The organism is Sulfitobacter sp. M05 (genome assembly GCF_029285175.1).
Lineage (GTDB): Bacteria > Pseudomonadota > Alphaproteobacteria > Rhodobacterales > Rhodobacteraceae > Sulfitobacter.
In genome coordinates, this window is record NZ_JABEDH010000002.1 from 1,073,885 (window position 1) to 1,097,436 (window position 23,552).

Annotated in this window: 14 protein-coding genes, 2 tRNA genes and 2 rRNA genes; 8 read left to right on the forward strand and 10 right to left on the reverse strand. The window is 56.1% G+C overall.

The features are described from left to right. The first annotated feature begins 59 nt into the window (after positions 1 to 59). From HKX44_RS13370 to HKX44_RS13395, 6 genes are all read left to right on the forward strand, one after another. A tRNA-Ala gene (locus HKX44_RS13370) sits at positions 60 to 135 on the forward strand. A gap of 92 nt (positions 136 to 227) precedes the next feature. Next, positions 228 to 304 (forward strand) — tRNA-Ile (locus HKX44_RS13375). A gap of 512 nt (positions 305 to 816) precedes the next feature. Continuing rightward, positions 817 to 3,648: ribosomal RNA gene (locus HKX44_RS13380) — 23S ribosomal RNA — on the forward strand. A gap of 232 nt (positions 3,649 to 3,880) precedes the next feature. Then, positions 3,881 to 3,995: ribosomal RNA gene (rrf, locus tag HKX44_RS13385) — 5S ribosomal RNA — on the forward strand. Positions 3,996 to 4,173: 178 nt separating this feature from the next. Next, positions 4,174 to 5,154 carry a glycosyltransferase family 2 protein gene (locus HKX44_RS13390; protein WP_276151820.1) on the forward strand — a complete coding sequence of 327 codons (981 nt, stop codon included), beginning with the start codon at positions 4,174 to 4,176 and terminating at the stop codon, positions 5,152 to 5,154. A gap of 7 nt (positions 5,155 to 5,161) precedes the next feature. After that, positions 5,162 to 7,255, forward strand: a complete 2,094-nt coding sequence (locus HKX44_RS13395) for an NAD-dependent epimerase/dehydratase family protein (protein ID WP_276151821.1) — start codon at positions 5,162 to 5,164, stop codon at positions 7,253 to 7,255. Between the two features lie 40 nt (positions 7,256 to 7,295). Here the strand turns inward: HKX44_RS13395 and HKX44_RS13400 are convergent, their stop codons facing one another. Then, positions 7,296 to 8,174: a M15 family metallopeptidase gene (locus HKX44_RS13400; protein WP_276151822.1), complete on the reverse strand. Its 879-nt coding sequence runs from the start codon at positions 8,172 to 8,174 to the stop codon at positions 7,296 to 7,298. Between the two features lie 148 nt (positions 8,175 to 8,322). Here HKX44_RS13400 and HKX44_RS13405 point away from each other — a divergent pair, with 148 nt between their 5' ends. Both HKX44_RS13405 and HKX44_RS13410 read left to right on the forward strand, forming a co-directional pair. Beyond that, positions 8,323 to 8,883 (forward strand): OmpA family protein, encoded by a 561-nt coding sequence (locus tag HKX44_RS13405; protein ID WP_276151823.1) that lies wholly within the window; start codon positions 8,323 to 8,325, stop codon positions 8,881 to 8,883. A gap of 40 nt (positions 8,884 to 8,923) precedes the next feature. After that, positions 8,924 to 11,110, forward strand: a complete 2,187-nt coding sequence (locus tag HKX44_RS13410; protein WP_276151824.1) for a protein kinase — start codon at positions 8,924 to 8,926, stop codon at positions 11,108 to 11,110. A gap of 106 nt (positions 11,111 to 11,216) precedes the next feature. Here HKX44_RS13410 and HKX44_RS13415 read toward each other — a convergent pair whose 3' ends face one another. From HKX44_RS13415 to tssI, 9 genes are read right to left on the reverse strand one after another with little or no spacing between them, the layout of a single operon-like run. Next, positions 11,217 to 11,933, reverse strand: coding sequence for a protein phosphatase 2C domain-containing protein (locus HKX44_RS13415; protein WP_276151825.1), 717 nt, complete (start codon positions 11,931 to 11,933; stop codon positions 11,217 to 11,219). After that, positions 11,930 to 12,613 carry a type VI secretion system-associated protein TagF gene (gene tagF / locus HKX44_RS13420; RefSeq protein ID WP_276151826.1) on the reverse strand — a complete coding sequence of 228 codons (684 nt, stop codon included), beginning with the start codon at positions 12,611 to 12,613 and terminating at the stop codon, positions 11,930 to 11,932. The genes HKX44_RS13415 and tagF overlap by 4 nt, the downstream gene beginning before the upstream one ends. Next, entirely contained in the window at positions 12,613 to 16,194 is a 3,582-nt protein-coding gene (tssM, locus tag HKX44_RS13425; protein WP_276151827.1) for a type VI secretion system membrane subunit TssM, read from the reverse strand. Before tssM ends, tagF begins: the two co-directional genes overlap by 1 nt. Then, positions 16,194 to 17,609, reverse strand: coding sequence for a type IVB secretion system protein IcmH/DotU (gene icmH / locus HKX44_RS13430; RefSeq protein WP_276151828.1), 1,416 nt, complete (start codon positions 17,607 to 17,609; stop codon positions 16,194 to 16,196). Before icmH ends, tssM begins: the two co-directional genes overlap by 1 nt. A 21-nt stretch (positions 17,610 to 17,630) precedes the next feature. After that, positions 17,631 to 18,971 (reverse strand): type VI secretion system baseplate subunit TssK, encoded by a 1,341-nt coding sequence (gene tssK, locus HKX44_RS13435; RefSeq protein WP_276151829.1) that lies wholly within the window; start codon positions 18,969 to 18,971, stop codon positions 17,631 to 17,633. A 40-nt stretch (positions 18,972 to 19,011) separates the two neighbouring features. Continuing rightward, the gene (gene tagH / locus HKX44_RS13440; RefSeq protein WP_276151830.1) at positions 19,012 to 20,481 is read right to left on the reverse strand and encodes a type VI secretion system-associated FHA domain protein TagH; all 1,470 of its coding nucleotides are present in this window, start codon (positions 20,479 to 20,481) and stop codon (positions 19,012 to 19,014) included. 8 nt (positions 20,482 to 20,489) lie between these two features. Further along, entirely contained in the window at positions 20,490 to 20,801 is a 312-nt protein-coding gene (locus HKX44_RS13445) for a PAAR domain-containing protein (RefSeq protein ID WP_276151831.1), read from the reverse strand. Further along, positions 20,798 to 21,409 carry a hypothetical protein gene (locus HKX44_RS13450; protein ID WP_276151832.1) on the reverse strand — a complete coding sequence of 204 codons (612 nt, stop codon included), beginning with the start codon at positions 21,407 to 21,409 and terminating at the stop codon, positions 20,798 to 20,800. Before HKX44_RS13450 ends, HKX44_RS13445 begins: the two co-directional genes overlap by 4 nt. A gap of 9 nt (positions 21,410 to 21,418) precedes the next feature. Further along, a complete protein-coding gene (tssI, locus tag HKX44_RS13455; RefSeq protein ID WP_276151833.1) occupies positions 21,419 to 23,518 on the reverse strand; it encodes a type VI secretion system tip protein TssI/VgrG in 2,100 nt (699 codons plus the stop codon). Between the last annotated feature and the right edge of the window lie 34 nt (positions 23,519 to 23,552).

Below are 23,552 nucleotides of genomic sequence, written 5' to 3' on the forward strand. Positions count from 1 at the left end.
TCCTCATATCTCTTCAGAATAATAGGTCCTGCGCAGTTGTGCGTAGGGTTCCAAAGTTTGGGGCCTTAGCTCAGCTGGGAGAGCGCCTGATTTGCATTCAGGAGGTCAGGAGTTCGATCCTCCTAGGCTCCACCAAGTGTTTTACGCAGTAAAGCACGTCGCCCTGGCAGTCGTTGCGCAGCAACGATGAGAAGGGCAACCCGGCCAGTTACTGGTCCAACCAAGATGGGTCGGTAGCTCAGGTGGTTAGAGCGCACGCCTGATAAGCGTGAGGTCGGAGGTTCAAGTCCTCCTCGACCCACCATCAACTTGATTAGATCAGCAAGCAGTCAACAGACTGTTTGCTCGTCCAATCGGACGACGGGGACTTCTTCGGAAGTCCTCTGACATCGTAAAGAGAGATACAGTTACTTTAAGAGTAATCTTGAAGTAACAAACAACATTGTTTGATCATACCGAGTAAGGTGTTGATCTTCGTTGCTGCCCTTCGGGGCCGGTATTTAGCGGACTGTTTCCTCGGTCTTCTAGATATATCGCGACGAAAACGAACGTGTTGTCCAAGTCAAGTACACTAACCAGAGGTATGACGGTGTTTGCCCGCACGGCTGACACCTATCTGCATGCCTCGTTGTCTGGATTTAGAATCCAGGCGGGAAAAAGTATGCTTTTGACCAGAATAAGGATTGGCAGTTTCTTACCAGCTTCTGCCGGTCGCGCAGGTTTGTTGTTCTATGCGGTGACGTTATGAAGGGATGTAAATAGTCCTCAAGTAGCGAAGCGGTAGGACATAAAACAAGTCTTGCTTTTTCTGGATCAAATCAAGCGCGAAAAGGGCGTTTGGTGAATGCCTTGGCAGTAAGAGGCGATGAAAGACGTGATACTCTGCGATAAGCCATGGGGAGCTGAGAATAAGCTTTGATCCATGGATTTCTGAATGGGGCAACCCACCTGATACTTTGTTATTACTACACTTCGGTGTAGCTAATAACTTGGTAAACCAGGTATTTTTAGGCTGAATATATAGGCTTAAAAAAGCAAACCCGGGGAACTGAAACATCTAAGTACCCGGAGGAAAGGAAATCAATATGATACTCCCCTAGTAGCGGCGAGCGAACGGGGACCAGCCGAGCCATGAGTGTGGTTAGAATGCGTTGGAATGCGCAACCAAAGTGGGTGATAGTCCCGTATAAGAAGCATGATTGGACGTATTAAGTAGGGCGGAACACGTGAAATTCTGTCTGAAGATCGGAGGACCACCTTCGAAGGCTAAGTACTCCTTACTGACCGATAGTGAACCAGTACCGTGAGGGAAAGGTGAAAAGCACCCCGACGAGGGGAGTGAAACAGTACCTGAAACCGAACGCCTACAATCAGTTGGAGGGGCTTTACGCCCTGACAGCGTACCTTTTGTATAATGGGTCATCGACTTGGTCTCACAAGCAAGCTTAAGCCGTTAGGTGTAGGCGTAGCGAAAGCGAGTCTTAATAGGGCGTTGAGTTTGTGGGATCAGACCCGAAACCGAGTGATCTAGGCATGGCCAGGTTGAAGGTTAGGTAACACTAACTGGAGGACCGAACCCACATCTGTTGAAAAAGATCGGGATGAGCTGTGCCTAGGGGTGAAAGGCCAATCAAACTCGGAGATAGCTGGTTCTCTGCGAAATCTATTTAGGTAGAGCGTCGACCGAATACCCTCGGGGGTAGAGCACTGGATGGGTAATGGGGACTCACCGTCTTACTGATCCTAACCAAACTCCGAATACCGAGGAGTACTAGTCGGCAGACACACGGCGAATGCTAACGTCCGTCGTGAAGAGGGAAACAACCCTAACCTCCAGCTAAGGCCCCTAATTCATGGCTAAGTGGGAAAGCAGGTGGGACGACCAAAACAACCAGGAGGTTGGCTTAGAAGCAGCCATCCTTTAAAGATAGCGTAACAGCTCACTGGTCTAAATAAGTTGTCCTGCGGCGAAGATGTAACGGGGCTCAAGCCATGAGCCGAAGCTGAGGATGCATTTATTGCATGGTAGCAGAGCGTAGTGTGACATAGTTCCATGTCTCCTTATCCACTTCGGTGGAATTGGAGACGCGGAGCTTTCTGTGAAGCCGGCGCGTGAGCGATCCGGTGGAGAGATCACTAGTGAGAATGATGACATGAGTAGCGACAAAGAGTGTGAGAAACACTCTCGCCGAAAGTCCAAGGGTTCCTGCTTAAAGCTAATCTGAGCAGGGTAAGCCGACCCCTAAGGCGAGGCCGAAAGGCGTAGTCGATGGGAACCAGGTTAATATTCCTGGGCCAGATGGAAGTGACGGATCTCGAGGGTAGTTCATCCTTATCGGATTGAATGGGCTGCTTAGAGGTCCCTGGAAATAGCTCCATCGCTAGATCGTACCCTAAACCGACACAGGTGGACTGGTAGAGAATACCAAGGCGCTTGAGAGAACTATGTTGAAGGAACTCGGCAAAATACCTCCGTAAGTTCGCGAGAAGGAGGCCCGGTTCCTAGGCAACTAGGGGCTGGGGGCACAAACCAGGGGGTGGCGACTGTTTATTAAAAACACAGGGCTCTGCGAAGTCGTAAGACGACGTATAGGGTCTGACGCCTGCCCGGTGCCTGAAGGTTAAAAGGAGGAGTGAGAGCTCTGAATTGAAGCCCAGGTAAACGGCGGCCGTAACTATAACGGTCCTAAGGTAGCGAAATTCCTTGTCGGGTAAGTTCCGACCTGCACGAATGGCGTAACGACTTCCCCGCTGTCTCCAACATAGACTCAGCGAAATTGAATTACCTGTCAAGATGCAGGTTTCCCGCGGTTAGACGGAAAGACCCCGTGCACCTTTACTACAGCTTCACACTGGCATTAGGCCGAACATGTGCAGGATAGGTGGTGGGCTTTGAAACTTCGACGCCAGTCGGAGTGGAGCCTCCCTTGAGATACCACCCTTGTTCTGCTTGATGTCTAACCGCGGTCCGTTATCCGGATCCGGGACCCTGTGTGGCGGGTAGTTTGACTGGGGCGGTCGCCTCCTAAATCGTAACGGAGGCGCGCGAAGGTTGGCTCAGAGCGGTCGGAAATCGCTCGTTGAGTGCAATGGCAGAAGCCAGCCTGACTGCGAGACTGACAAGTCGAGCAGAGTCGAAAGACGGCCATAGTGATCCGGTGGTCCCAAGTGGGAGGGCCATCGCTCAACGGATAAAAGGTACGCCGGGGATAACAGGCTGATACTGCCCAAGAGTCCATATCGACGGCAGTGTTTGGCACCTCGATGTCGGCTCATCTCATCCTGGGGCTGGAGCAGGTCCCAAGGGTACGGCTGTTCGCCGTTTAAAGAGGTACGTGAGCTGGGTTTAGAACGTCGTGAGACAGTTCGGTCCCTATCTTCCGTGGGTGTAGGATACTTGAGAGGAGTTGCCCCTAGTACGAGAGGACCGGGGTGAACGATCCACTGGTGGACCAGTTGTTATGCCAATAGCAGTGCTGGGTAGCTATGATCGGACAGGATAACCGCTGAAGGCATCTAAGCGGGAAGCCCCCCTCAAAACAAGGTATCCCTGAGAGCCGAGGTAGACCACCTCGTCGATAGGCCAGAGATGTAAGCGTAGTAATACGTTCAGTTGACTGGTACTAATTGCTCGATAGGCTTGATTTGATCCAGTAGAAGCAAGACTTCACTACTCAAATCAAAAGCATACACAGTACATTAGATGTACATGACTTGGACAAGTTCGATGTCCTCGGTAGGAAAGCCGGGGATGTCAGTTTGTATCGCAAACACACCTCTAACGTTCCATCCGGAATAGCGAGGGAGTGGGAACGCGCACTTCATGCGCTGATACCCACCCAACGTATTTGTATACAAACACGTTGAAGTCTTTTTTTGGTTTGGTGATCATAGCGAGAGCAAAACACCTGGTTCCATCCCGAACCCAGCCGTTAAGTGCCTTAGCGCCGATGGTACTGCGTCTTAAGGCGTGGGAGAGTAGGTCATCGCCAAACCTAATAAAGACTTCAATTCAAAACGTATCTCTCTACGATGAAAAATCAATAATCCAAAATTACCGTAGTCATACACCGATGAAACACACACCGCGGGTCAACGGTTTTTGCTTGACCCGAAACACCGGATTGCGGATGCCTTGTGCAAACCCTGGCCACAATCCAAGTGAGACGTTTCATGACTTCCAAGGTAAAAATCGGCGCGGTGGTCATCGGTCGCAATGAGGGCACCCGATTGGTTAACTGCCTGATGTCTTTGCAAGACGAGGTTGATCTGGTGGTTTATGTGGATAGTGGATCGACCGATGCTTCGCTTGAAAATGCTACCCGACTTGGCGCTGAAATCGTGTTGTTGGATGAAAGTGTCCCGTTCACCGCGGCCCGCGCGCGAAATGCCGGGTTCGAACGGATCATGGACCGCGGCGATCCACCGGCCATGGTTCAGTTTCTCGATGGAGATTGCCGTTTAGAGCCGGGATATCTTTCCCAAGCGGTGGCAGAGCTGGAAGGGCAGGATAGCCTTGGTGTCGTGACCGGTTGGCGGGCTGAAATTTATCCTGATGCCAGCGTCTATAATCAAATGTGCGATCATGAGTGGCACGGGCCGGTGGGGGACATTGCCGCTTGCGGTGGTGATATGATGGTGAAAGCCGCAGTATTTCAACAGGTTGGCGGGTTCAATCCGCAGGTGATTGCCGCCGAGGACGACGAGTTTTGCACCCGGCTGCGCAAGGCGGGATGGTCGTTATGCCGTTTGCCCCTCGCGATGACGCATCACGACGCAAATATGATGCACTTCAGCCAATGGTGGAGCAGAGCGGTGCGCACCGGGCATGGGTTCGAACAAGTGAACGATCTGCATCCCGAGTATTTCCAGAGGGAACGCAAACGCATGTGGATTTATGGCGCTGTGCTTCCCGCGCTTGGGTTGGTCGGGCTGCTGTTCTTTTGGCCGCTTCTTGTGCTGGTGCTTTTGCTGTTTGCGGTTTCCTACATGCGGACGGTGCTGGGGTTGATCCGGTCGGGCCTGCCCAGATTGCGGGCCGCCCATCATGGTTTCTACTTATTTCTGTCGAAGTTCCCGAATATCGTTGGCGCAGCGACCTATCACATGCGCAAACGCAAGGGCGCAGATATGGTGATTATCGAATATAAGTGAGCCGGGAATGAGCAAGAAAACACGTGTTGGCATCATCGGGGCGGGGTATATTTCCGATTGGCATGCGGATGCCATCAAGGCGACGGATCGAGCGGAGCTGACATGTGTGGTGGATAGTAATCCGGCAGCGGCGCAGGAATTTGCCGCACGGCGTGGAATTGCCGCCTTTGGTTCGGTGCAGGAGATGCTGGCGGCTGGCGCGGCGGATGCCGTACATGTATTGACCCCGCCAGAATACCACCGCGCGGTGTGCGAGGAATGCGTGGCCGGCGGCCTTCATGTGTTGGTAGAGAAACCTGTTGCCCTTTCTGCGTCCGATGTGACCGCCATGGTTTCAGCGGCAGAGGGGGCTGGCGTACAATTTGCCGCGGGGCATAACTTTCTGGCACTTCCGTCTTATCAACGGCTTAAAGCATTGAAAGAAAGCGGAAAACTGGGGCGGGTGTCGACTGCCGAGATCAGCTGGTGCTTTCCATTGGGGCCGCTACGTTCGGGGCCGTATGGTATCTGGATGATGCGGAAAACCGGGAATCTCTTGCAGGAACTTGGTCCGCATCTCTATGCGTTTATGCAGGATCTGTTTGGCGACATCGAGGTTCTGCACCTTCAGACATCCAATGAAATTGCGCTGCCGGGCGGCGGCACCCGACCGCAAGGCTGGCAGATTCTGGCGCGGGCAGGGGGTGTTGATGTGACCTTGAACCTTGCGCTGGTGGAAACCTTTGATGATCGGTCTGTAGTCGTGCGGGGATCTTCGGCAATGGCGCGGCTGGATTATGCCAAGGACAGTTTGGTTGTGTCGGGGGTGAATACCTCTGATCTGGTGCTTAATCCGTTGCGTGATGCCTTGGGGCAAAGCCTCGGGCATCTGCGCGAGGGGGCGGTGAATGCGGCACGACAGCTTACATCACTGAACCAGAAATCCCCCTATGGGCTGAGCTTTCGTGGCATTTGCGATGCGGTTTATTCCGCGCTTGCGGAAGGTCGCCCGGTTGACGCGCGGTTCAGCGGCGCCAGCGCGATCAAAGTGATGCGGGCGATTGATGAAACTCTGGCCTTGCTGCCAGAACAGCCGGTGACGACCAAACCGGAAGGCATACCGCAACCGACCGCCCTTGTAATTGGCGGCACCGGATTTATCGGTCGGGCGTTGACGCGGCGGCTGGCGCAGGGCGGAACCCATGTGCGGGTATTGTCGCGGGGCAAGACTGGGCCGTTTGATGATATCGCGGATAAGGTCGAAACCGTTGCGGTTTCCCTGCGGGATGCGCAGGGGCTTGAGGCGGCAATGCAGGGGATCACACATGTGTATCACCTTGCCAAATCAGAAGATAAGACATGGGCGGCAGCGTTGGAAAATGACGTGGCCGTGACCGAACGAATTGCGCAGGCGGCGCTGAATGCCGGCGTGAAACGACTGATCTATACCGGCACAATTGCGTCTTATGATCTGTCTGACCCACAGGTCACCATCACCGAAGCTTCGGGGTTTGGCGAGGATATGGAAAGCCGCAACATCTATGCCCGGTCCAAGGCTGAATGCGAGGCGCGCTTGATGGCAATGCACCGTGACAAGGGGTTGCCGGTGACGATTGCGCGCCCCGGCATCGTTGTTGGCGCTGGCGGCCCGTTGCAGCATTGGGGCATCGGGCGCTGGCATGGCGCGGGGGCCGTCAAAATCTGGGGCAGCGGCGAAAATATACTGCCTTTTGTCCTGATTGATGATGTTGCGGATGGCCTGATCCTGATGGCTAGGCACGAGGCTGCGCTTGGCGAAAGCTTTAATCTGATCGGCGAACCGATGCTGTCTGCACGTGGGTATTTTGATGCAATCCATCAGGCACTGGGCGCGCGGATCAAGGTTTCCTCGGGGCCTCTGGGGCTTCTCTATGCTACGGATGCGGTGAAGTTCTTCCTGAAAACTAAGGTGTTGCGCCGTGGTGGTCTGTCAAAACCCAGCCTGCGGGATTGGAAAAGCCGCGCGCATTATTCGCCGTTTGACAACAGCAAACCCAAAGCGAAACTTGGCTGGACACCCGAAGGGCGCAAGGATGCCTTTATCAAAGCGGCGATTACGGATGCAGGGCTGCTGGGGTTCTGACGGGACCTTAACGATTTTTACATAATTCGGATTACCGGAATCACAGCTTGCCTTCGGCCAACCACTGGTCCAGCTGTTTGCGACTGATTTCAAAGTGCATACTGTCCTCGCGACGCCATGATGCCCCCCAAACCCAGCCTTCGGTGCGGAAAAAATCGGCCAGAATGGTCAGACCCAGCTGGGTCTTGCCGTCGCCCAGCGTATCAAGCTTGCCGTCGATGTTCAGATCGACGGCCAACCCGAATGCATGTGTTGAAATGCGGTTTTTCGTGCCACGAATGCGGCGCACACAAAGGGCGCCGGCGGTGTTGATCCGTGCATAAAGATCGGGATCGGTGACACGAACGTTTTCAAACACGCGGGCCAGTGAATCCAGCGCAGGTTGCAGCATCGTCACCCGGATGGGGCCGACACGTTGAGTCTTAAGCTTGGGTTTCAGGCGCGGATTTGTCATTGCCTCGCATTTGTCGCTTAGCACTTCTCGCGGCCTGCCCAATTTCTGGGCAAGGTAGGTCGGACCGGCGGTTTTCAGACCCTTGTTCACATTCCTGCGATCCCCGATCACAACCACCTGTGCATAGGCGTCGATAATATCGTTGGTGCCATTTCGTTCGAAAACTTCGGCACCGTCGTTTGGTGCGATCTGGCCGCTTAAGCCAGTGCTGGGCATCTGGCGCTGGAATGCAGGGCGGTTGCGCACCTCTTGCCCCAAGGCGGACATCCCTTCGCGGATGTCCTCAAGCCGAAGGCGGATATCTTCAACCTGTTGGTTTAAAACCTCAATTTCAATCCTTGCCTGACTGTCGATGGCGGGCCCCCTGCCGCCATTGTCTGTCCCGAGGATCATCGGAATAGTGAACCATAAAATAGGGGCCAGAATAATGGCGACGGCAAGTATGATGGCTGGAATTAACCGCATGAATAAAACTTTCAGAAAATAAAATGTTCTGTACTTGGGAAAGTCTAGGCCATGGTGGCCGTCGGCGTCAAAACCGTTGTGACCGGTGCCCGTGTCGTATACCTTGGAAACAATATATTTAATGAACTACTTTTTGAAAGGAGGAGATATGTTTTTCCTGCGTACCCTCACTGTGGCAACTATGGCCGCGACGCTGGCTTTGATTGGTCAATCGGCGGTTGCCCAGTCCTCGCTGACCGCGGATGAAATCAAAGACGCTTTCAACAAGCAAAAAACCCGTGGTCTGGTTATCGTGCCGGCTGGCGATGCGGCTCAGCAGCCTGAGGCACAGGCTGAGGTGGCCAAGAAAGAAGACTATGTCGCGGTTGAAAAAGCCGATCAGGTAAACGTCAAGATCAGCTTTGATTTTGACAGCGCGGCGCTGCGCGACGACGAAAAGCCGAAACTTGCCAGCCTGTGTGAAGCGATGAAATCCGTCGATGTGGCGGTGTTCCAGATCATTGGCCATACCGATAGTTCCGGCTCTGCCAGCTATAATGAAAACCTGTCCCTGTTGCGCGCCCAAGAGGTCAAACGTCATATGGTGGCAAGTTGCGGCATTGGCGAAAACCGATTGCAGGCCATCGGCATGGGTGAAAGCGCGCCTTTTGATGCTGATGATCCGCGCAGCGATGCGAACCGCCGGGTTGAATTTCAGGCGCTTGGATAAACGCGCGCTGCACCATTATTTGGGCTGACTGGATTGACCTATGACTGACCCCCGCCCCGGCGATGCGTTTCAAATCGGTGATGTTCTTAACAATACCTACCGGATCGAGGCGCTTTTGGGGCGCGGCGGTACGTCCGATGTCTATCGTGCGCGCAACGAAATTTCCGGGCGCCTGATTGCAATCAAGGTGTTGAAGGCCGAATTTTCTGGCAACGATGATTTCCTTGTACTGATGACCCGCGAAGAGGAAGTCCGCGAGATCCGGCACGATGCCATTGTGCGTTATTCCGAAAACCATCGCACGTCGGAAGGGCTGGTTTATCTGGTCATGGATTATATCGACGGGCCGGGCCTTGATGCCAAGCTGCGCCAGGGGCCGATGCCGCCGGAAGACCTGTTGATCCTGTGCAAGCGGGTCAGCGAGGGGTTGAAGGTGGCGCATGACCGCTCGATTGTTCACCGGGATCTTTCCCCCGACAACATCATTCTGCGCGATGGCGATCCGGCCAAAGCCGTGGTCATTGATTTCGGTATTGCCAAGGATACCAACCCCGGTGCGGAAACCATTGTCGGGAATGAATTCGCCGGAAAATATGCCTATGCCGCGCCTGAACAGCTCAGCGGGAACACCGACGCGCGGTCTGACATCTATTCTCTGGGTGCGTTGTTGCTGGCCAATTTCAGAGGTGAAAAACCTCAGATCGGCAACAATCCGATGGAGGTTGTAAAGAACAAGGCCATGCCGTTGGATACCACGGGTGTGCCCGAGCCGCTGAAGGGGTTGCTGGACCGGATGACCGCACCCTTACCGGATGCGCGGTTTCAATCCATGGACGAGGTTCTGCGTTATATCGCCGGGGATGAAACGGAGGATGTGCTTTCGGATGCAACCGTTGTTGTGGCACCGCCCAAGACACTTGATCCGGCTCCGCCCGTAACGCAAACGCCTGCTGCGGCGCCGCCTGCAAAGCCGACGAAACCGGATACGCTCAAACCAAAGCCGGCAAAAACCGGTGGCGGCTCTGGCGGAATACTGGCTGCAATTGCTGCGGTTGTGGTGATTGGTGGCGGGGCTGCGGCGTGGTTCGGCGGGCTGTTTGGTGATGCCGCACCGGTGCTTCCCAAAGCGGCGCCTTTTGCGCTGGTCATTGCCGATCCTGAAAATGGTGCGGCATCGGCCAGTGGTTTTGTCCCTAGTGCCCAGATGCAAGAGACCCTGTCGGCGCGGGTGCGTGATCTGGGGGGAGAGGCCAGTTTGACGCTGGCGTCGGGGGATATCGCGGCAAGTTGGGGCGATGATGTCTTGTCCGTTCTGGATGATGTCGATGACCTTGATACCTGGCAGCTGTCGCTTCGGGGGAACGAGGTGGCGATCACCGGCAGCACGTCTGACGCCGATCTGCTGGACCGTTTGACGTCGAAATACCCGGATGAATGGCCCGGTGCCCTTGGCGGGACCATTGATGTGGCCCTGACCTCACTGTTTCTGGACGCTGTAGAGGTGGAATACCTGCTTGCGCAATATGCCGATTGTGGCCCGCTGACGCAGGCCAGCCACCCGGGCCCTGTGGGATATGGGCCCGAAGATGCGGTCCTGATTTCCGGTAAACTTGCCGGTGCTGCAACTGTCGCGGCCTTGCAGGAAGCGATTGAGGATATTGCCGAAGACCGTTTTGTCGTCATTGATGCAGAGGTGCTGAACCCGACGCTTTGTCTGGTTGAAAACTATCTGCCGCAGGCCCCGAAAAGCGAAATCGAGATTGTATTTACCGAAGGTGTCAGTGGCGCGACCGTGCCAGATGGTCGGTTTCTGGTTGGGCAAAATCCGGTGATTGACCTGATGATCCCTGAAAGCGTGACCACCGGTTATATTTCGGCCTCTATTCTGGATGTCTCGGGCAATGTTTTTCACCTGCTGCCCAACAACGGGCGGCCTGATAATTCGGTGGAAACACTGCGTCAGGGTCGCAATGGTAAGGTTCCGCTGCGGGTGACATTCGACTTGGACAAACCGGATCGGAACGAGGGCGAACTGGCGTTTGAGATTGACGACTCTTCGCTGGGCAAGAGCAAGATTTTGGTGCTGCACTCCTATGCGCCGCTGTTCCGGCAGATGCGCCCGCGTCAGGAATCCGCTGTCGGTTTCACCGAAGCGCTAAGTGAACGTTCGGCAGATGAACTGATCCAGTCGCTGGATTCGTGGATTTTCACCATCGCGGACGAATAGGCGCGGCCTGTTATTGCACCCGACCTTAACGGTGAATTGCGTGTTCGCAGTCTCACCCTTTGGGCGAAAGGGAATGCGTGATGTCTGAGGTTAAACCGGAAAAGGGCTAGATGATATCAATCACAGCAGTGGTGATGTTGTCGCCGCCACCGCCGGCAAGCGCGATTTGGATCAGGTGATCACAGATGACTTCGATCGGTTGCGTGCTAAGGCTTTGGCGCAGCATGTCGAAAGTGGCATATTTCGTCAGCCCGTCCGAACAGATCAGGAAACGGTCACCGGGAGCGATATCACCTCTGATCTTTTCCAGCTCCAGTTCATCGCCGACGCCCACAGCGCGGGTGATCGCATTTGACTGCGGGTGGTGTTCGGCTTCATCCCAGCTGAGATGACCTGCCTCGACAAGAGCGGCGACCACGGAGTGATCGGTGGTCAACATTTCGATTTCACCGTCGCGCAGCCGGTATAACCTACTGTCGCCGGCCCAGATCGCCGCGAAATGCCCCTCGGCGAGCAAGAGCGCAACAACCGTGGCCCCGATCACATCGAACCCCTGCGCGGCGGCCTCCGCGCGGATCAGCCGATGCGCCTCATGCAATGTATCCCGCAGCGCCTGCAACCGGTCGCCAGGGGCCAGATCCAGCGGAATACCTGCCGCCATATCGGCAATCAGCCGGCTGGCGTAATCACCGGCGGCATGACCGCCCATGCCATCAGAAACCAGCCAGACGTTCAGTTCGGGCAAGGCCAGGACCGCGTCCTCGTTCACCTTTCGCTTGAGGCCCACGTGGGTCTGCACGGAATAGCGGGTTCGCAGGGTCATGTGATGGGCCTCGCTTCGCGCCACAAGGGGGCATTCAGATCAAAAAGGGCGCGCGATTGATGGGCATCAGGCATCCCGTCGCAAACCATAGCGCGCCGTGTATCATCCACAAGAGTGGTCCACAAACAGGGGGCCGCCATGCCAGTGCCCACCAGCCCTGCGGCAAGCGCGGGCGCGGTGCCCTGAAAGTCGGCAGGGCTAAGCACCAATGCGTTTCCTACCCTGCGCACGGGTGTATAGGGTGGCGGCGCGGGAGGGCGAATTTCCGTCAGTGCCGCGGCCAGTCGATCCCGGTCCATCCCGTCATCGAGACAGGAAAGCGCAAGGTCCTCAAGCCGTTCAAAGGTTGTATCCTGTGTCAGATGGTCAAATGCTGCCGGCCCTTCGTGATCCAGCGCGGCCATCAAGGCCAGCGGGAAACGCCGCCCGACACGATCAACCGAGGGCATCACAATGCCCAACACCTTGGTGGCCCCCGCAACCCCGGGTGACAGCGTAAAACGCCAGATCGGGGCAGACATATATTGGTCATCCCAAGCGCCGCCGCCCGCTTGCGCCGCGGTCATCATCGCGCCCTGCAACCAGTCATCCCACACCCTGACAAACCCCTGCGGGGTGTTCAGGTGAAAGAAATCGCCCAAGGCGGGCATCTTTCCGAAGGCACCGAAACCCTGCCCCATTAAAACGTCTTGGGGCAGCTGAATTTGGTAAGCGCAGGGAGTGCAAATGGATTGATAACGGATCCTGACTGTAGTTGGAAAATTGCAATACGACCCGCGACGTTAAAGATGACGCGTTTGCGGTCTGATACATTGGTGCGCCGGATTTCAGCGGCATCCAACAGGCGGAACCATGCCCAAGGTCCATCCTTGGCCAGTTGGCTTTCTCCGTTGCTGAGCGCGGGTTGAAATACTACACCGGCCAGCCCGACACTGCCCGGCCATGTGATGGCAACGGGTGTGTTGTTGGGCCGTCTGGTTTCAAACAGAACGTTTTGTGATCCGATGGTCAGTTGAACGGACTGCGCCTTGGGGTCCAGCGCCTCGGGGGTGATCTGGAAATTGACCTGCGGGTTCGGGGCACCGGCAAAAAACGCATCACGGATTTCCGCCGCATATTGCATCTGTTGCAATACCGCCGGCGAAATGCCCAGATCGACATCATTCACCTTTTTCCACGACCATGGCCGGGCACCGGTATCCACGAATTTCGACAAGTTCTCGCCAAAGAACACGTCGATCATGCCACCGGGGGCAAACAGTTTTTGAAAGTCCGACATCGAAACATCTGCCCGCGCACGGCGGTTGAACGGATAACGGTTTTCCAGTGCCTGTGTGCAGAACGGCAGCACATTAGACTGCCATTTGGCATTGATCGACGAACGGGTGCCATCTGCGGTAATGCCGGTTGAGCTGCTGGTGATCTGGCTGGCCCAACGTTCAAGCGGGCCGGGAATGCGGCTGGCCATCTGCTGGAACCGCTGGGTTGCGGTGCCCCCTTCGGCTGCCGTGGCTGCAACGCCGCTGAACGACATTTTGTTCAGCTCCTGATACACTTCCTGCAATGTGCCGACCAAGAGATCCAGCTGGCTGTCTTGCCCCTCTGGGCGCTCGACCAAAGTGTGCAGCCACTCAAACCGGTCCTCGACATAAGAGCCGGGCGGTTTGGGGGGGGCACCGTTCGCTTGGGCCTGTGCGGAGTTTTGCAGCGCGCTCAGCAAAATTTCACCTTGAATGCTGAGGTTGGAACGCGCCTCAAGTTGGGCGATGCGGCCCACCCCTTCGGCCACCTCATCCCCCCCAAGAACGCCCGCGCGCGACTCGGTTAGTTTGGTTTCCTTGGAGATTTCGGTGAGGATATTCACAATTGGCGAGGTGGGGCCGGACAGCACATTTGTCACCTCAACCGCATGGCTAAGCGACTCCAACGGGATCACGTCAATGTCTCCCAGAATGGCGTCATATCGCGCAATATAGTCGTTGTAATAGAGATCAAGCACATCGCGGCTGAGGGCGGTCAACGCGGCATCGGTTTGCTCTGCCTCGCCGCGTGGGCCAAGAACCCAGCTGTCTCCCTGAATGCGTTTCGCCACCCCCAAAGCTTCGCCCAGGAACACATCGTTGAACCCTTCATAGGTAAAGATACCTTCGACGCCCTCATTCAGAGCCTTGCCGGAAGAGCGGACCAGAACACGGGTGACCGCAGGCCCGCCCGCTTCGGTGATGCGCCATTCGGGCAGGCTGGTGGCGGAGGGGCTGTTGATGATGCCGTTATAGACCCGCTGCGCCAGTGGCATTTCCGACAGGATACCTTGCACCTGCTCGACCAGCGGACCATTCAACGCGATCTTTTCCATTGGCTGGGACAGCATCGTATCAAGGTGAAAGGCCAGATCGTCACGCAGCCCGGCGCGGTTGGCCCCGGCGTAGGTGATCGACCAGTCGATATCCATCCATTCCTGCACCAGCTCGCTGTTCATGGGTCCCTCAAGACCCAGCATCAGATAGATTTTCAACGCTTCGTACAGAAGATCGGGGTTGTTCACATTGCCGGTAATCTGCTCCTCAAGCCGCAACAAAAGACGGGGCAGAAAGCGCTGGTTCAGGGCGGAGCGATAGGTTTGCGCCGCCTGCGTGCCGATGACCTCGCCTTGATAGAGACCATAGGTCAGCCGCCCCTCAGGGTCAGGATCGCCAAGCGCGGGGTTGGTCGGCATGTCGCGCAGGATGTTCAGCGCATCAACCACAGGCGGCAGATCAGTGTCGCCCAAGGGGCTGCCGGGCAAGGTAGAGCTGACCTGCTGATAGCTGTCGACATAGGTTGATGCCTGTTCGATCAGTTCCTGATTTCCCAGATAGCTGCGGGTGAACAGGGTGCCGGTCAACAGGGCGACAAGGACTGTGGCGGCAATGGCGGCGCGTTTGGTCCAGCGATAACGGCGCTCGACCTTGTCATCGGCCGAGACAAGACCCGCCTCAGGAAAGATAACCTGTTCAAACAGACGGGTCAGGAAATAGGAACGCCCCTGCCCTTGCCCTGTACCAATGGCCTGACGTCCAATACCAAAGGTCCGCGCCATGCCCAGCATCAGGCGGTCAATTGGCGTGCCTTCCTGCGTGCCAGAGGTAAAATAGATACCGCGCAGCATGTGGCGCTGTTCATAGCGGTTGTCCTGAAACACTTCGGCCAGAAAGTTGTGCGCGACGGTGCGCATGGCGGCAACCTGACTGGGGAAACCCGCGACCAGCGAACGGCGCTGCGGGTCGATCTCGGTTTGCATCCGTTCCAGAGATTGTGCGTTAAGCTGCCCCAGCAACAGGCCAAACTCCGCATCGAAAGACGCGACTGGCGAAACCTCGCCCTTAGAGCTGTCCAGTGGCAGGGTAAAGCCCCATACCTGTTCCCGGTCTTCCTTACCCAGATTGTCATAGAATTCTGAGAAACCGGCAATCAGATCGGCCTTGGTGAACAGCACATAGACCGGGAAACGTACGCCCAGTTTCTCGCGCAGCTCATTCAGCCGGCGGCGCACGGCCAAGGCGTGACCGGCCTGCGTGACCTCATCCTGTTGCAGAAGGTCACTGAGCGAAATCGCAATCATCGCCCCGTTGATCGGCTGGCGTTTGCGGTATTTCTTGAGCAGCCCGAGGAAACCGATCCAGCCGGCATTGTCGGTTTCCTGATCGCTTTCCTGTGTGGTGTAGCGCCCCGCCGTATCAATCAACACCGCGTCATTGGTGAACCACCAGTCGCAGTTGCGCGTGCCGCCAACGCCACCAATGGCGGTTTTGCCCATGCTTTCGGCCAGTGGGAATTTCAGGCCAGAGTTCACAATCGCGGTGGTTTTGCCGGCACCGGGCGGGCCGATCATGACATACCACGGCAATTCGTTCAGGTGCTTGCGCCCGCTGCCGGATTTGCGCAATTCCGCCATCGCCGTTTTCAATTTGTCGCGCAATTCACCCAGTTCGGCGGTTGTGACGTCATCACCGGCTGAATCTATCTGTTCGGCAATTTCCTCGGTCATCGCCTTTTCCTTGCGACGGCGCCGCAAGAAAATGAACAGACCCAAACCAAAGAAGAAGAACCATATGCCCCCGATAAAGATGGCTCGCGAGGTGATGCTGTCAAAGGGGTGCCAGGTGTCGCTGCCGATAAACGGGGCAAGGAACCAGACAGCCAAAGAAAGGGCGGCGGCCACAAGGATCAGGATCGTGTAGATCGACCGGAACATCATGATAAAGAAGCGGCGGACGTACATTATTGGGTCTCCTGCACAAGCAACACTTCGATACGGCGGTTTTTGGCCCGCCCGTCACGTGTGCCGTTGTCGGCAATGGGTTCTTTTTCGGCGCGTCCTTCCGCACTCAGGCGGTCGGTGTCTTTGATGGTTTTTGCCATCGACGCCATCACCGATTTTGCCCGTGCCAGACTAAGGTGCATGTTTGAGGGAAAGCGCGACGATTTGATCGGTACATTGTCGGAATGGCCGGTGATGATCACGGGGCCGGGTTCGTCATTCAGTGCCACGGCCACCCGCGCAATCGGATCAGCAAATTTTGCCGTCAGCGTATCCGATCCGGAGCCAAACATATTGGACCCCGCGATCCGGATCACCAAAGTGTTGCCCTTTTGAAAGACATTCACGATGCCCTCGTCGATCTCTTTTTGAAGGAAGGCGACGACCTTTTTCAGCCTGACTTCTTCGGAAGAGGCGGGCGGTGTTGGCGGCGGCGGCGGTGCGCGGCGTTGCAACTCGGCCACTGGACCGCTGTCGATGACCGAAAGCTGCCCGATCAACCGTTCTGTCTGCGTGCCCAGCAGATAGGAAAACCCGGTGAATTGCAGTGCCAGAAGTGCGGCTGTTACGCCAAGGGCGATCCAGACCAGCCGCCATGCCGACAGCGCTTTGAAGGGTTTGTTTTCGCCTTCCCAATGGGGCGAAAGATCACGTTCGACATCGCCACGCTGGCCCCGAATGATCCGCGCCAGACCTTGCCGGATTTGCAGGTGCTTATCCGATCCACCTTGTTCAACACGCAACCGCCCCTCGAACCCCAGCGACAGGCACATGTAAATAAACTCAAGCACATCAAGGTTATTGCCCGGCTCTTTTTCAAGCCGCGCCAGCAGGTCGTAAAACCGATCACCACCCACGGTTTCGCGGTGGAATGTACCAACCATGGATTGCAAACCCCAGCTGGATTGCCCACCCCATGGCGTATTCAACACCACATCATCCAATGTTGCACAAAGGGAATACCGTGCAATTTTAACGGTTTGCGCTGGTACGCCAGCCTGCAAGGCGCGGTTTTCAAAGGCCCGCACCTCGGCCACAACAGAAGAGCGCAGCTTGTCAGGGTCCATATGTTGTGCGCGGTTGCGGATACGGCTGATCAGGGAGAACAGCGGTGCCGCGCAGGCAGTTAACTGGTTCATGCCGGTGTGGACCATTTCGGTCTCTTGGGCACCGTCGCGTTTGGTGGCTTGTGGGGCGGCGGCCGCAGCCGGAATGCCCATAGCACCCGTTGGTTGTTGCGCGGGGGCGGCCATCGGTTCGGCCATCACCGCAGCGCTCGCCGGTGGCGTCGCGGCGGTGCGCCGTCCGCCCGGATTGGGGCGGATTACCGTTTTGTCTGTATCCTCGGGTTCTGCAAACGGGTCGTCAGATGACATTGCTTGCCCCTTTTCCTAATTCTACGAGTTACGGATCGCCCAAAGTTCCATGTTCAGGCCGGGATATTGACCTGAAACATGCACAGCGATACCGCCTGACGTTGTCATTTTGCCCCAATATGGGCTGTCAGCGGCGAGTTCGAAATAAACGACACCTGCGTGATAGGGGATCTGGCGCGGCGCGACTGGCATCGGACGCAGTGTGATCCCCGGCAAGGCGGAATTGACCAATTGGCGGATTTCCTCAACTGGACCGATCTTGGCCTGTCCTGCGAAATGGCGGCGTACATCTTCGGCTGGAATTTCCGCCTGCACGGCAAGGACAAAACCCGCGGTGCTGATCAGCTTGCGGTCTGAAATGACGCCAACGCTGACGCCGTATTTGCGGGCCTCCAGCGGGATCGAAATCGCCGTCTGTTCCAGAACCGAGCTGAGGTATTGCCGCAGGGTGCGGATCACCGGCGCAAAGCTAGTCGACAGGTTATCATGTTGATAGGGCGGGAATTCCGGTGGCTGTTTGTTGGTGGTCATAAAGACCGACAATTCCCCGGCCAGCGCCACACAATGGCGATAGGCGTCTTCTGGGTGCAGATTTTCCAGCGTGGTCAGATGGCGGAACACCGGGATCATCCGGTTGATCACTGTCAGCAACAGGAAATCCGAAACTTCGGCCACCGCTTTTGCGGCACCCCCTTCTGACAGGCGGCCAGCAAGGGCGGTCATGCGGTGCGACAGCAATCCCTCGACTTCGCGAATGAACCCCTCAAGTGGGGGGGCGGCACGCAGGTCGATACAGCTGGGAATAAAGCTGCGGTCCAGAATGATCTCTTTGTCGGGACGCACCTCGATGATCCGCGCAATCGGAATTGCCAGCATATCGGCCAACTCGTCTACCGCGAGGGCGAATTGCAAACGCATTTTGCCAACCCCGATGGTCACCGGTTTCTGGTCGCGGCCCATGGTGTCGGTGATTTCAAGTTCCGCAGGGCGCAGCCGGCTGACCGATTGTTCCGCGCCGCTCAGGTCAACTTCAACTGCGCCTTGGCGGCGTTGCGGCACGGTCAGGTAGACCACGCAATCCTTGATGGTTTCGGGCACTTCCAATGCCGGCGGATGATCTTCGGTTTGCGGCACGCGAAACACCATGCCGTCATGGGTCAGACCCGAACAGCCTTTCAGCGCGAATTGCCCGACCTTCAGCACCTCTTCGTCAATCTCTAATGCATTAACGCCCCAGCCGTAGGGCCGGATGCGGCGCGCCAGCCCTGCAATCAACGCCTCTTTATGACGATCCGCCTGCTGGAAATGGTGGGGCTGCAAAAACAACCCCTCCGTCCAAAGCACTTTACTGTCCCAGGACACATAATTCTCCCTGTGTCGTCAGCCCCGCATCGAGGCCGTACTATTTTAACTTTTCGAGCTGGTCTTTATATGCCCGCGCAAATTCGCGGCTGAACAGTTCGTGAAAATCATTCTCGGCCTGATCTGCGATCTGGCCATACATTTTTTCGTATACTTCCCAATAGCGGGCTTTTTTGCCTTTTAATAGATCACTAAAGCTGCCGCCGGTTTCAATCTGCGCGCCCAACACCTCGGGATCAAGCTTGGCCAGAATACCTTTTAATGCGGCTTCCATGCCGGTCACCATGGCGACCTCATGTGCTTTGATATCGTTCAGCGCTTGTTCGGTTGCGGTTTCCGACCCAAGATAGCCGCGCGATTTCGGTTTGATCAACGCCTCGATTGCCTGATCCGGACTGATCGAGAATTTCAACGGATTGTTGCCACCCGAACTGATCATCGTCTGTTCAATGCGAAACTCGGATTTGATCGAAGTGCGCGTCATCAGGATTTCACGCAGGCCGGTGATCATGGTGCGCATGACCCGCCCCATACGGCCCATAGAGGTGTGTAAATCTTCGTCCGGAATTTCCAACCCTTCGACGTCAAGCGCATCGAAGAACGCGCGTGCGGCGGCCTGATCACCTGTTGCAATCACCTGTTGCGCAGTCCGGTCTGTCGTGGCCGGTGGGGCCGTGCTGTCGTCTTTGCCAGCGGTGGGTGGCTTTGTCGGGTCGGTGTCCGGTTGTGCCACAGCAGACGGTGCCGCCTCAGGCGGGGCGGGAACCGGTTTCTGGGTGGTCACAGGTTCCGGTTTTGCCACCGGCTCGGGCTTGGAAGGGGACAGCAGATCATCGTCCCAATCATCCGGGATCACCGCAGGCCCGCTGGAATGCGCCGGGCGGAAACTGTCACTGCCGCTGGTGTTGTGCATCGCCTGACTGGGCCCCAGATCATCGTTCAACCCGTCGGAGGGTTTGGCAAAAAACGGGTCTTCCTCTTCGCCCAAAGGTGGCAGAAGGTCGTCGATGGGGTCTGCCGTGTTAATCTGGCTTGGCCCTTTTGGTCCTTCGGGTGACCCCAGCAGATCATCAAGGAAATCACCGCCCGGCCCGACATCATCCATCAGATCCAGCGGATCAGGCGCATTATCCGCCTGCCCGTGCGACACTTGGTTATGGCCTACCGGGTCAGGGATCGGGGCGGCCAGTGCCTCGGTAATCTCGACCAGTAATTCGTAGCTGCCAACAGACAGGATATCACCGTTGTTAATCGGCGTAGGAATGCGGCCCAATGGGGTTTTGGAATAGTTCAAAAAGGTGCCGTTGGTGGAAAAATCAACCAGCACGACATTGCCGTTGTGGTCTTCGATCACACAGTGACTTTTGGACAGCTGGCGTTCGGGATCGGGCAAGACGATGTCATTGGCTGGCCCCCGTCCGATACTGAGGGATCCGCCCATAGGCATCTGCATCGGACCAACATCACCGGGCATTGTGCCCGAAGACTGGAAAGAAAGTTTAACCGGCATACCTGACGCTAACCTCCGATCAGAACAGTGGGGCAACAGGGCGGTATCATCATGCCCCCGCAAGCGACATTATCGGTAACCCGCGCCGCAGGCAGGAAATTGACCAACACGGTAGCAGAGCCTTTCACAATCGGATGCGGCACGCCAAGGGGCGACATATCCGTCATCCGGGCGGCAGGCAGAAAGTTGATCAGGACCGTCGGACAGCAGGGCGTCAGGATTGGCATCGGCACCCCGGGCGGCGGCACCGGCGGCGCAGGAGGGGGGGCAGGCATCAGGCACAGATGCATATCCGTCATCCGGGCGGCGGGTAATGTCATGGTGTCGCCTCCTCCATCTTGTCCTTGTTTTCCATCCGCCCGTTTCCGCCGCGGGCGATGTCGACGGCACGGTCAATCAACATCTGGCCATACTCCTCAAACCTATCAGAGTTTTTGTCCAACGCTACGATATTCATGGCAAAAGCACTGGTTTCCGCGGCCCCAGCCGGTGCCGGATACTCTGCCAGATCTGCCGGCCCGAGGGTGCCATCGGAATAGACGACCGACAGGGCGATATTCACGGTGTCATCGTCAATATAGGCCTCGTCCATCGACAGGCGGGCACGTTCGCGGTTCTCCTCAGTGGGTTTGAACACCCAATCCTCGGATGCGGTCAGCGACTTGGGGTCGTTCTTTGACTTTGGCCCGACATAGTCCCGCGCGGCCATACAGGCCCACCAAACCCGTTCGCGCGGTGGCAAAAGGATGGACAGCAGGCGGATCAGATCAATCATCGCGCCTTTCTCATCCAGTTCTTCCAGCACCACATCAGGTAGGGCAGCGACGGGTGCGGTAATAGGTGTATCGAGCCGGGTGTTCGCCATGGACAGCAACTTTGCCGCCGGCTCTTTTGGCACTTTCACCATATTTGTGAATCGATTTCCCATCATTCCGCCCTAGTTAATCTTCGTCAGTGAGCCCTTCAGGGTCAACAACCCCGAAGCTTGTGCGGTGACCAAAGGCGCTTCCATTTTTGCGGTCCCCGTCCCCTTGATAGCGACGCCGGCCTGGGTGATTTCAATCGAACTTCCCCCCACCTTAAGCGTGATCTTCTGCATCGCCTCCATCGTAATCGTCGTGGCCGCTTTGACGTTGATCTTGCCCGCATCGGCATCAACACTGATGTTCCCGCTTTTGACCTGAACGGATTTGTTGCCGGTATCGACAACCTCTGAATAATTTCCGGTCCGTACCGTTTCGGTCATGTTGCCCTCGACAATCAGGTCCAGCGTGCCGGTGTCCACCGTTTCCAGTTTGTTGCCTTCCTGAACCATCTCGGTCACGTCCTGCTTAACAGTTTGCAACAGACTGCCGGCTGCGACTGAATGGGCATCAGGGGCAACGTTCACGCCATCATCACCGATGGTGATTTGTGCGCTATCCTTAACAACCATTTGGTAGTCTTTTTGTGACTGAAAATGCGTGTACTCCTTGCCGGCATCATCTTCGAACACCAGCGCATTGTAATCGGTTTCACCGCCACTCGGCGACGTCCGGGTCATCAGGCCGGTGCGGGTCGGTTTCTGCGGATCGACATAGGGCGGCATCTTGTCCTTGTTATACATCATTCCGGTGACAATCGGGCGGTCGGGATCGCCGTCTTCGAATTGTACCACAACTTCCTGACCAATGCGCGGGATCGACAAGAGACCCCAATTGTTGCCGGACCATTGGGTCACAACCCTGATCCAGCAAGAGGCCGTGTCGTCTGGCGGATTGATCCTGTCCCATCGGAACCGGACCTTGATCCGGCCATACTCATCCGTATGTATTTCCTTGCCTGCCGGTCCGACGACCTCGCCGATCTGGATGCCTGGGATTTCCGGCCAAGGCGTCGTAAAAGGCGCGCGGAATTGTTTGACCTTGGCCACCGCGCCAAAGGTAAAGGAATAATCGTTTTTGATTTCCTCATCGATGTTGATGTTCTGGGGACGCAGCGCCAGCCAGACCTCATTTTCCTGTTTCTTCATCTCGTCGGAATCAAGGATCGTGTGTTCCGCCTCGGTGATCAGATAATCGGTGTTATTTGCGTCTTCGGGATGCTCGGAAAGCTTGAACAGGAAACCGGTGCCAAAGTGGCGCACGTCACCTGCGCCCCTATACAAAAGGTGCTGGATCGCATCGGCCTCTACCCGCACGCGGGTACGTGTGTCGCCCAGACGTTTTTCTCCGCGATAGTGCCCCGGCAGATCGTAGTATTCCTTTTCTTTGTACTGATGGTTGCCCTTGGGCATACTGGTGGTTTCCATCTGGCGCACAGAGGGCTTCTCAAAGTCATAATCCGCCAGACTGACCTTGCCGCGTGTCACACTGTTTGCCGCCGCCCATTCGCTGATGGTCATCTGAGTTTTTGTGTCACTGCCATCGCGCGGCTTGAACTTCAGCTCCGCTTCATCATCGATCACCTTATGAGCAGAGACACCGTCGCAAATGATCAGTTTTTCGTTTTTCATATGCGCGTCGGAATGGTCAAAAAAGTAATACATCCCCTCTTCTTCCATCAGCCGCGACAGAAAAGCGAAATCGGTTTCACGGTACTGCACGCAATAGTCACGCTTTTCATAGGTTTCCGATGTCTTGATCTGGAAATCCGAGAACCCGTGTTTGCCCAGCACGTCCTCAATGATTTCCTTGACCGACATTTCCTGAAACACCCGTGTGTTGCGTTCGATGGTCAACATCCAGAACCAGGGCCGGATCTGCGCAACATAGTGGTCGTCGCCGTCGCGCATTCCCATGCCTTCAACCGAAATGCAGGTGCCCGTAAACATCCGTCCGTTTTCGCCCGCACTGTCCTGTTGCACATGAACGGTCATCAGTTGGCCGACAAAATCGGCTAGTTTCACATTTGTCTTGCGGGCCAGAAATTCGATTGTGGTCTCCGTAAGGGTTGAAAGTTTCTCTTTGACCACGGCCTGTTTCAGCCGAAGCTTTTTGGTTGTGTACGTCCCCGACATCCATGTCGAAGCGTCGTCTCTTGGTTTGCTAATCGTCATTAAATGTTCCTCAAAAATGGCGCGGCCGTTGCAG

Bases quoted from the DNA above. Each gene is read 5' to 3' on its own strand.
- HKX44_RS13405 (WP_276151823.1), top strand. From the start codon at position 8,323: ATGTTTTTCCTGCGTACCCTCACTGTGGCAACTATGGCCGCGACGCTG.
- tssM (WP_276151827.1), bottom strand. From the start codon at position 16,194: ATGTACGTCCGCCGCTTCTTTATCATGATGTTCCGGTCGATCTACACG.
- HKX44_RS13410 (WP_276151824.1), top strand. From the start codon at position 8,924: ATGACTGACCCCCGCCCCGGCGATGCGTTTCAAATCGGTGATGTTCTT.
- HKX44_RS13450 (WP_276151832.1), bottom strand. From the start codon at position 21,409: ATGGGAAATCGATTCACAAATATGGTGAAAGTGCCAAAAGAGCCGGCG.
- HKX44_RS13445 (WP_276151831.1), bottom strand. From the start codon at position 20,801: ATGACATTACCCGCCGCCCGGATGACGGATATGCATCTGTGCCTGATG.
- tagF (WP_276151826.1), bottom strand. From the start codon at position 12,613: ATGGGGCAGGGTTTCGGTGCCTTCGGAAAGATGCCCGCCTTGGGCGAT.
- HKX44_RS13390 (WP_276151820.1), top strand. From the start codon at position 4,174: ATGACTTCCAAGGTAAAAATCGGCGCGGTGGTCATCGGTCGCAATGAG.
- HKX44_RS13415 (WP_276151825.1), bottom strand. From the start codon at position 11,933: ATGACCCTGCGAACCCGCTATTCCGTGCAGACCCACGTGGGCCTCAAG.
- tagH (WP_276151830.1), bottom strand. From the start codon at position 20,481: ATGCCGGTTAAACTTTCTTTCCAGTCTTCGGGCACAATGCCCGGTGAT.
- HKX44_RS13400 (WP_276151822.1), bottom strand. From the start codon at position 8,174: ATGCGGTTAATTCCAGCCATCATACTTGCCGTCGCCATTATTCTGGCC.
- icmH (WP_276151828.1), bottom strand. From the start codon at position 17,609: ATGTCATCTGACGACCCGTTTGCAGAACCCGAGGATACAGACAAAACG.
- tssI (WP_276151833.1), bottom strand. From the start codon at position 23,518: ATGACGATTAGCAAACCAAGAGACGACGCTTCGACATGGATGTCGGGG.
- HKX44_RS13395 (WP_276151821.1), top strand. From the start codon at position 5,162: ATGAGCAAGAAAACACGTGTTGGCATCATCGGGGCGGGGTATATTTCC.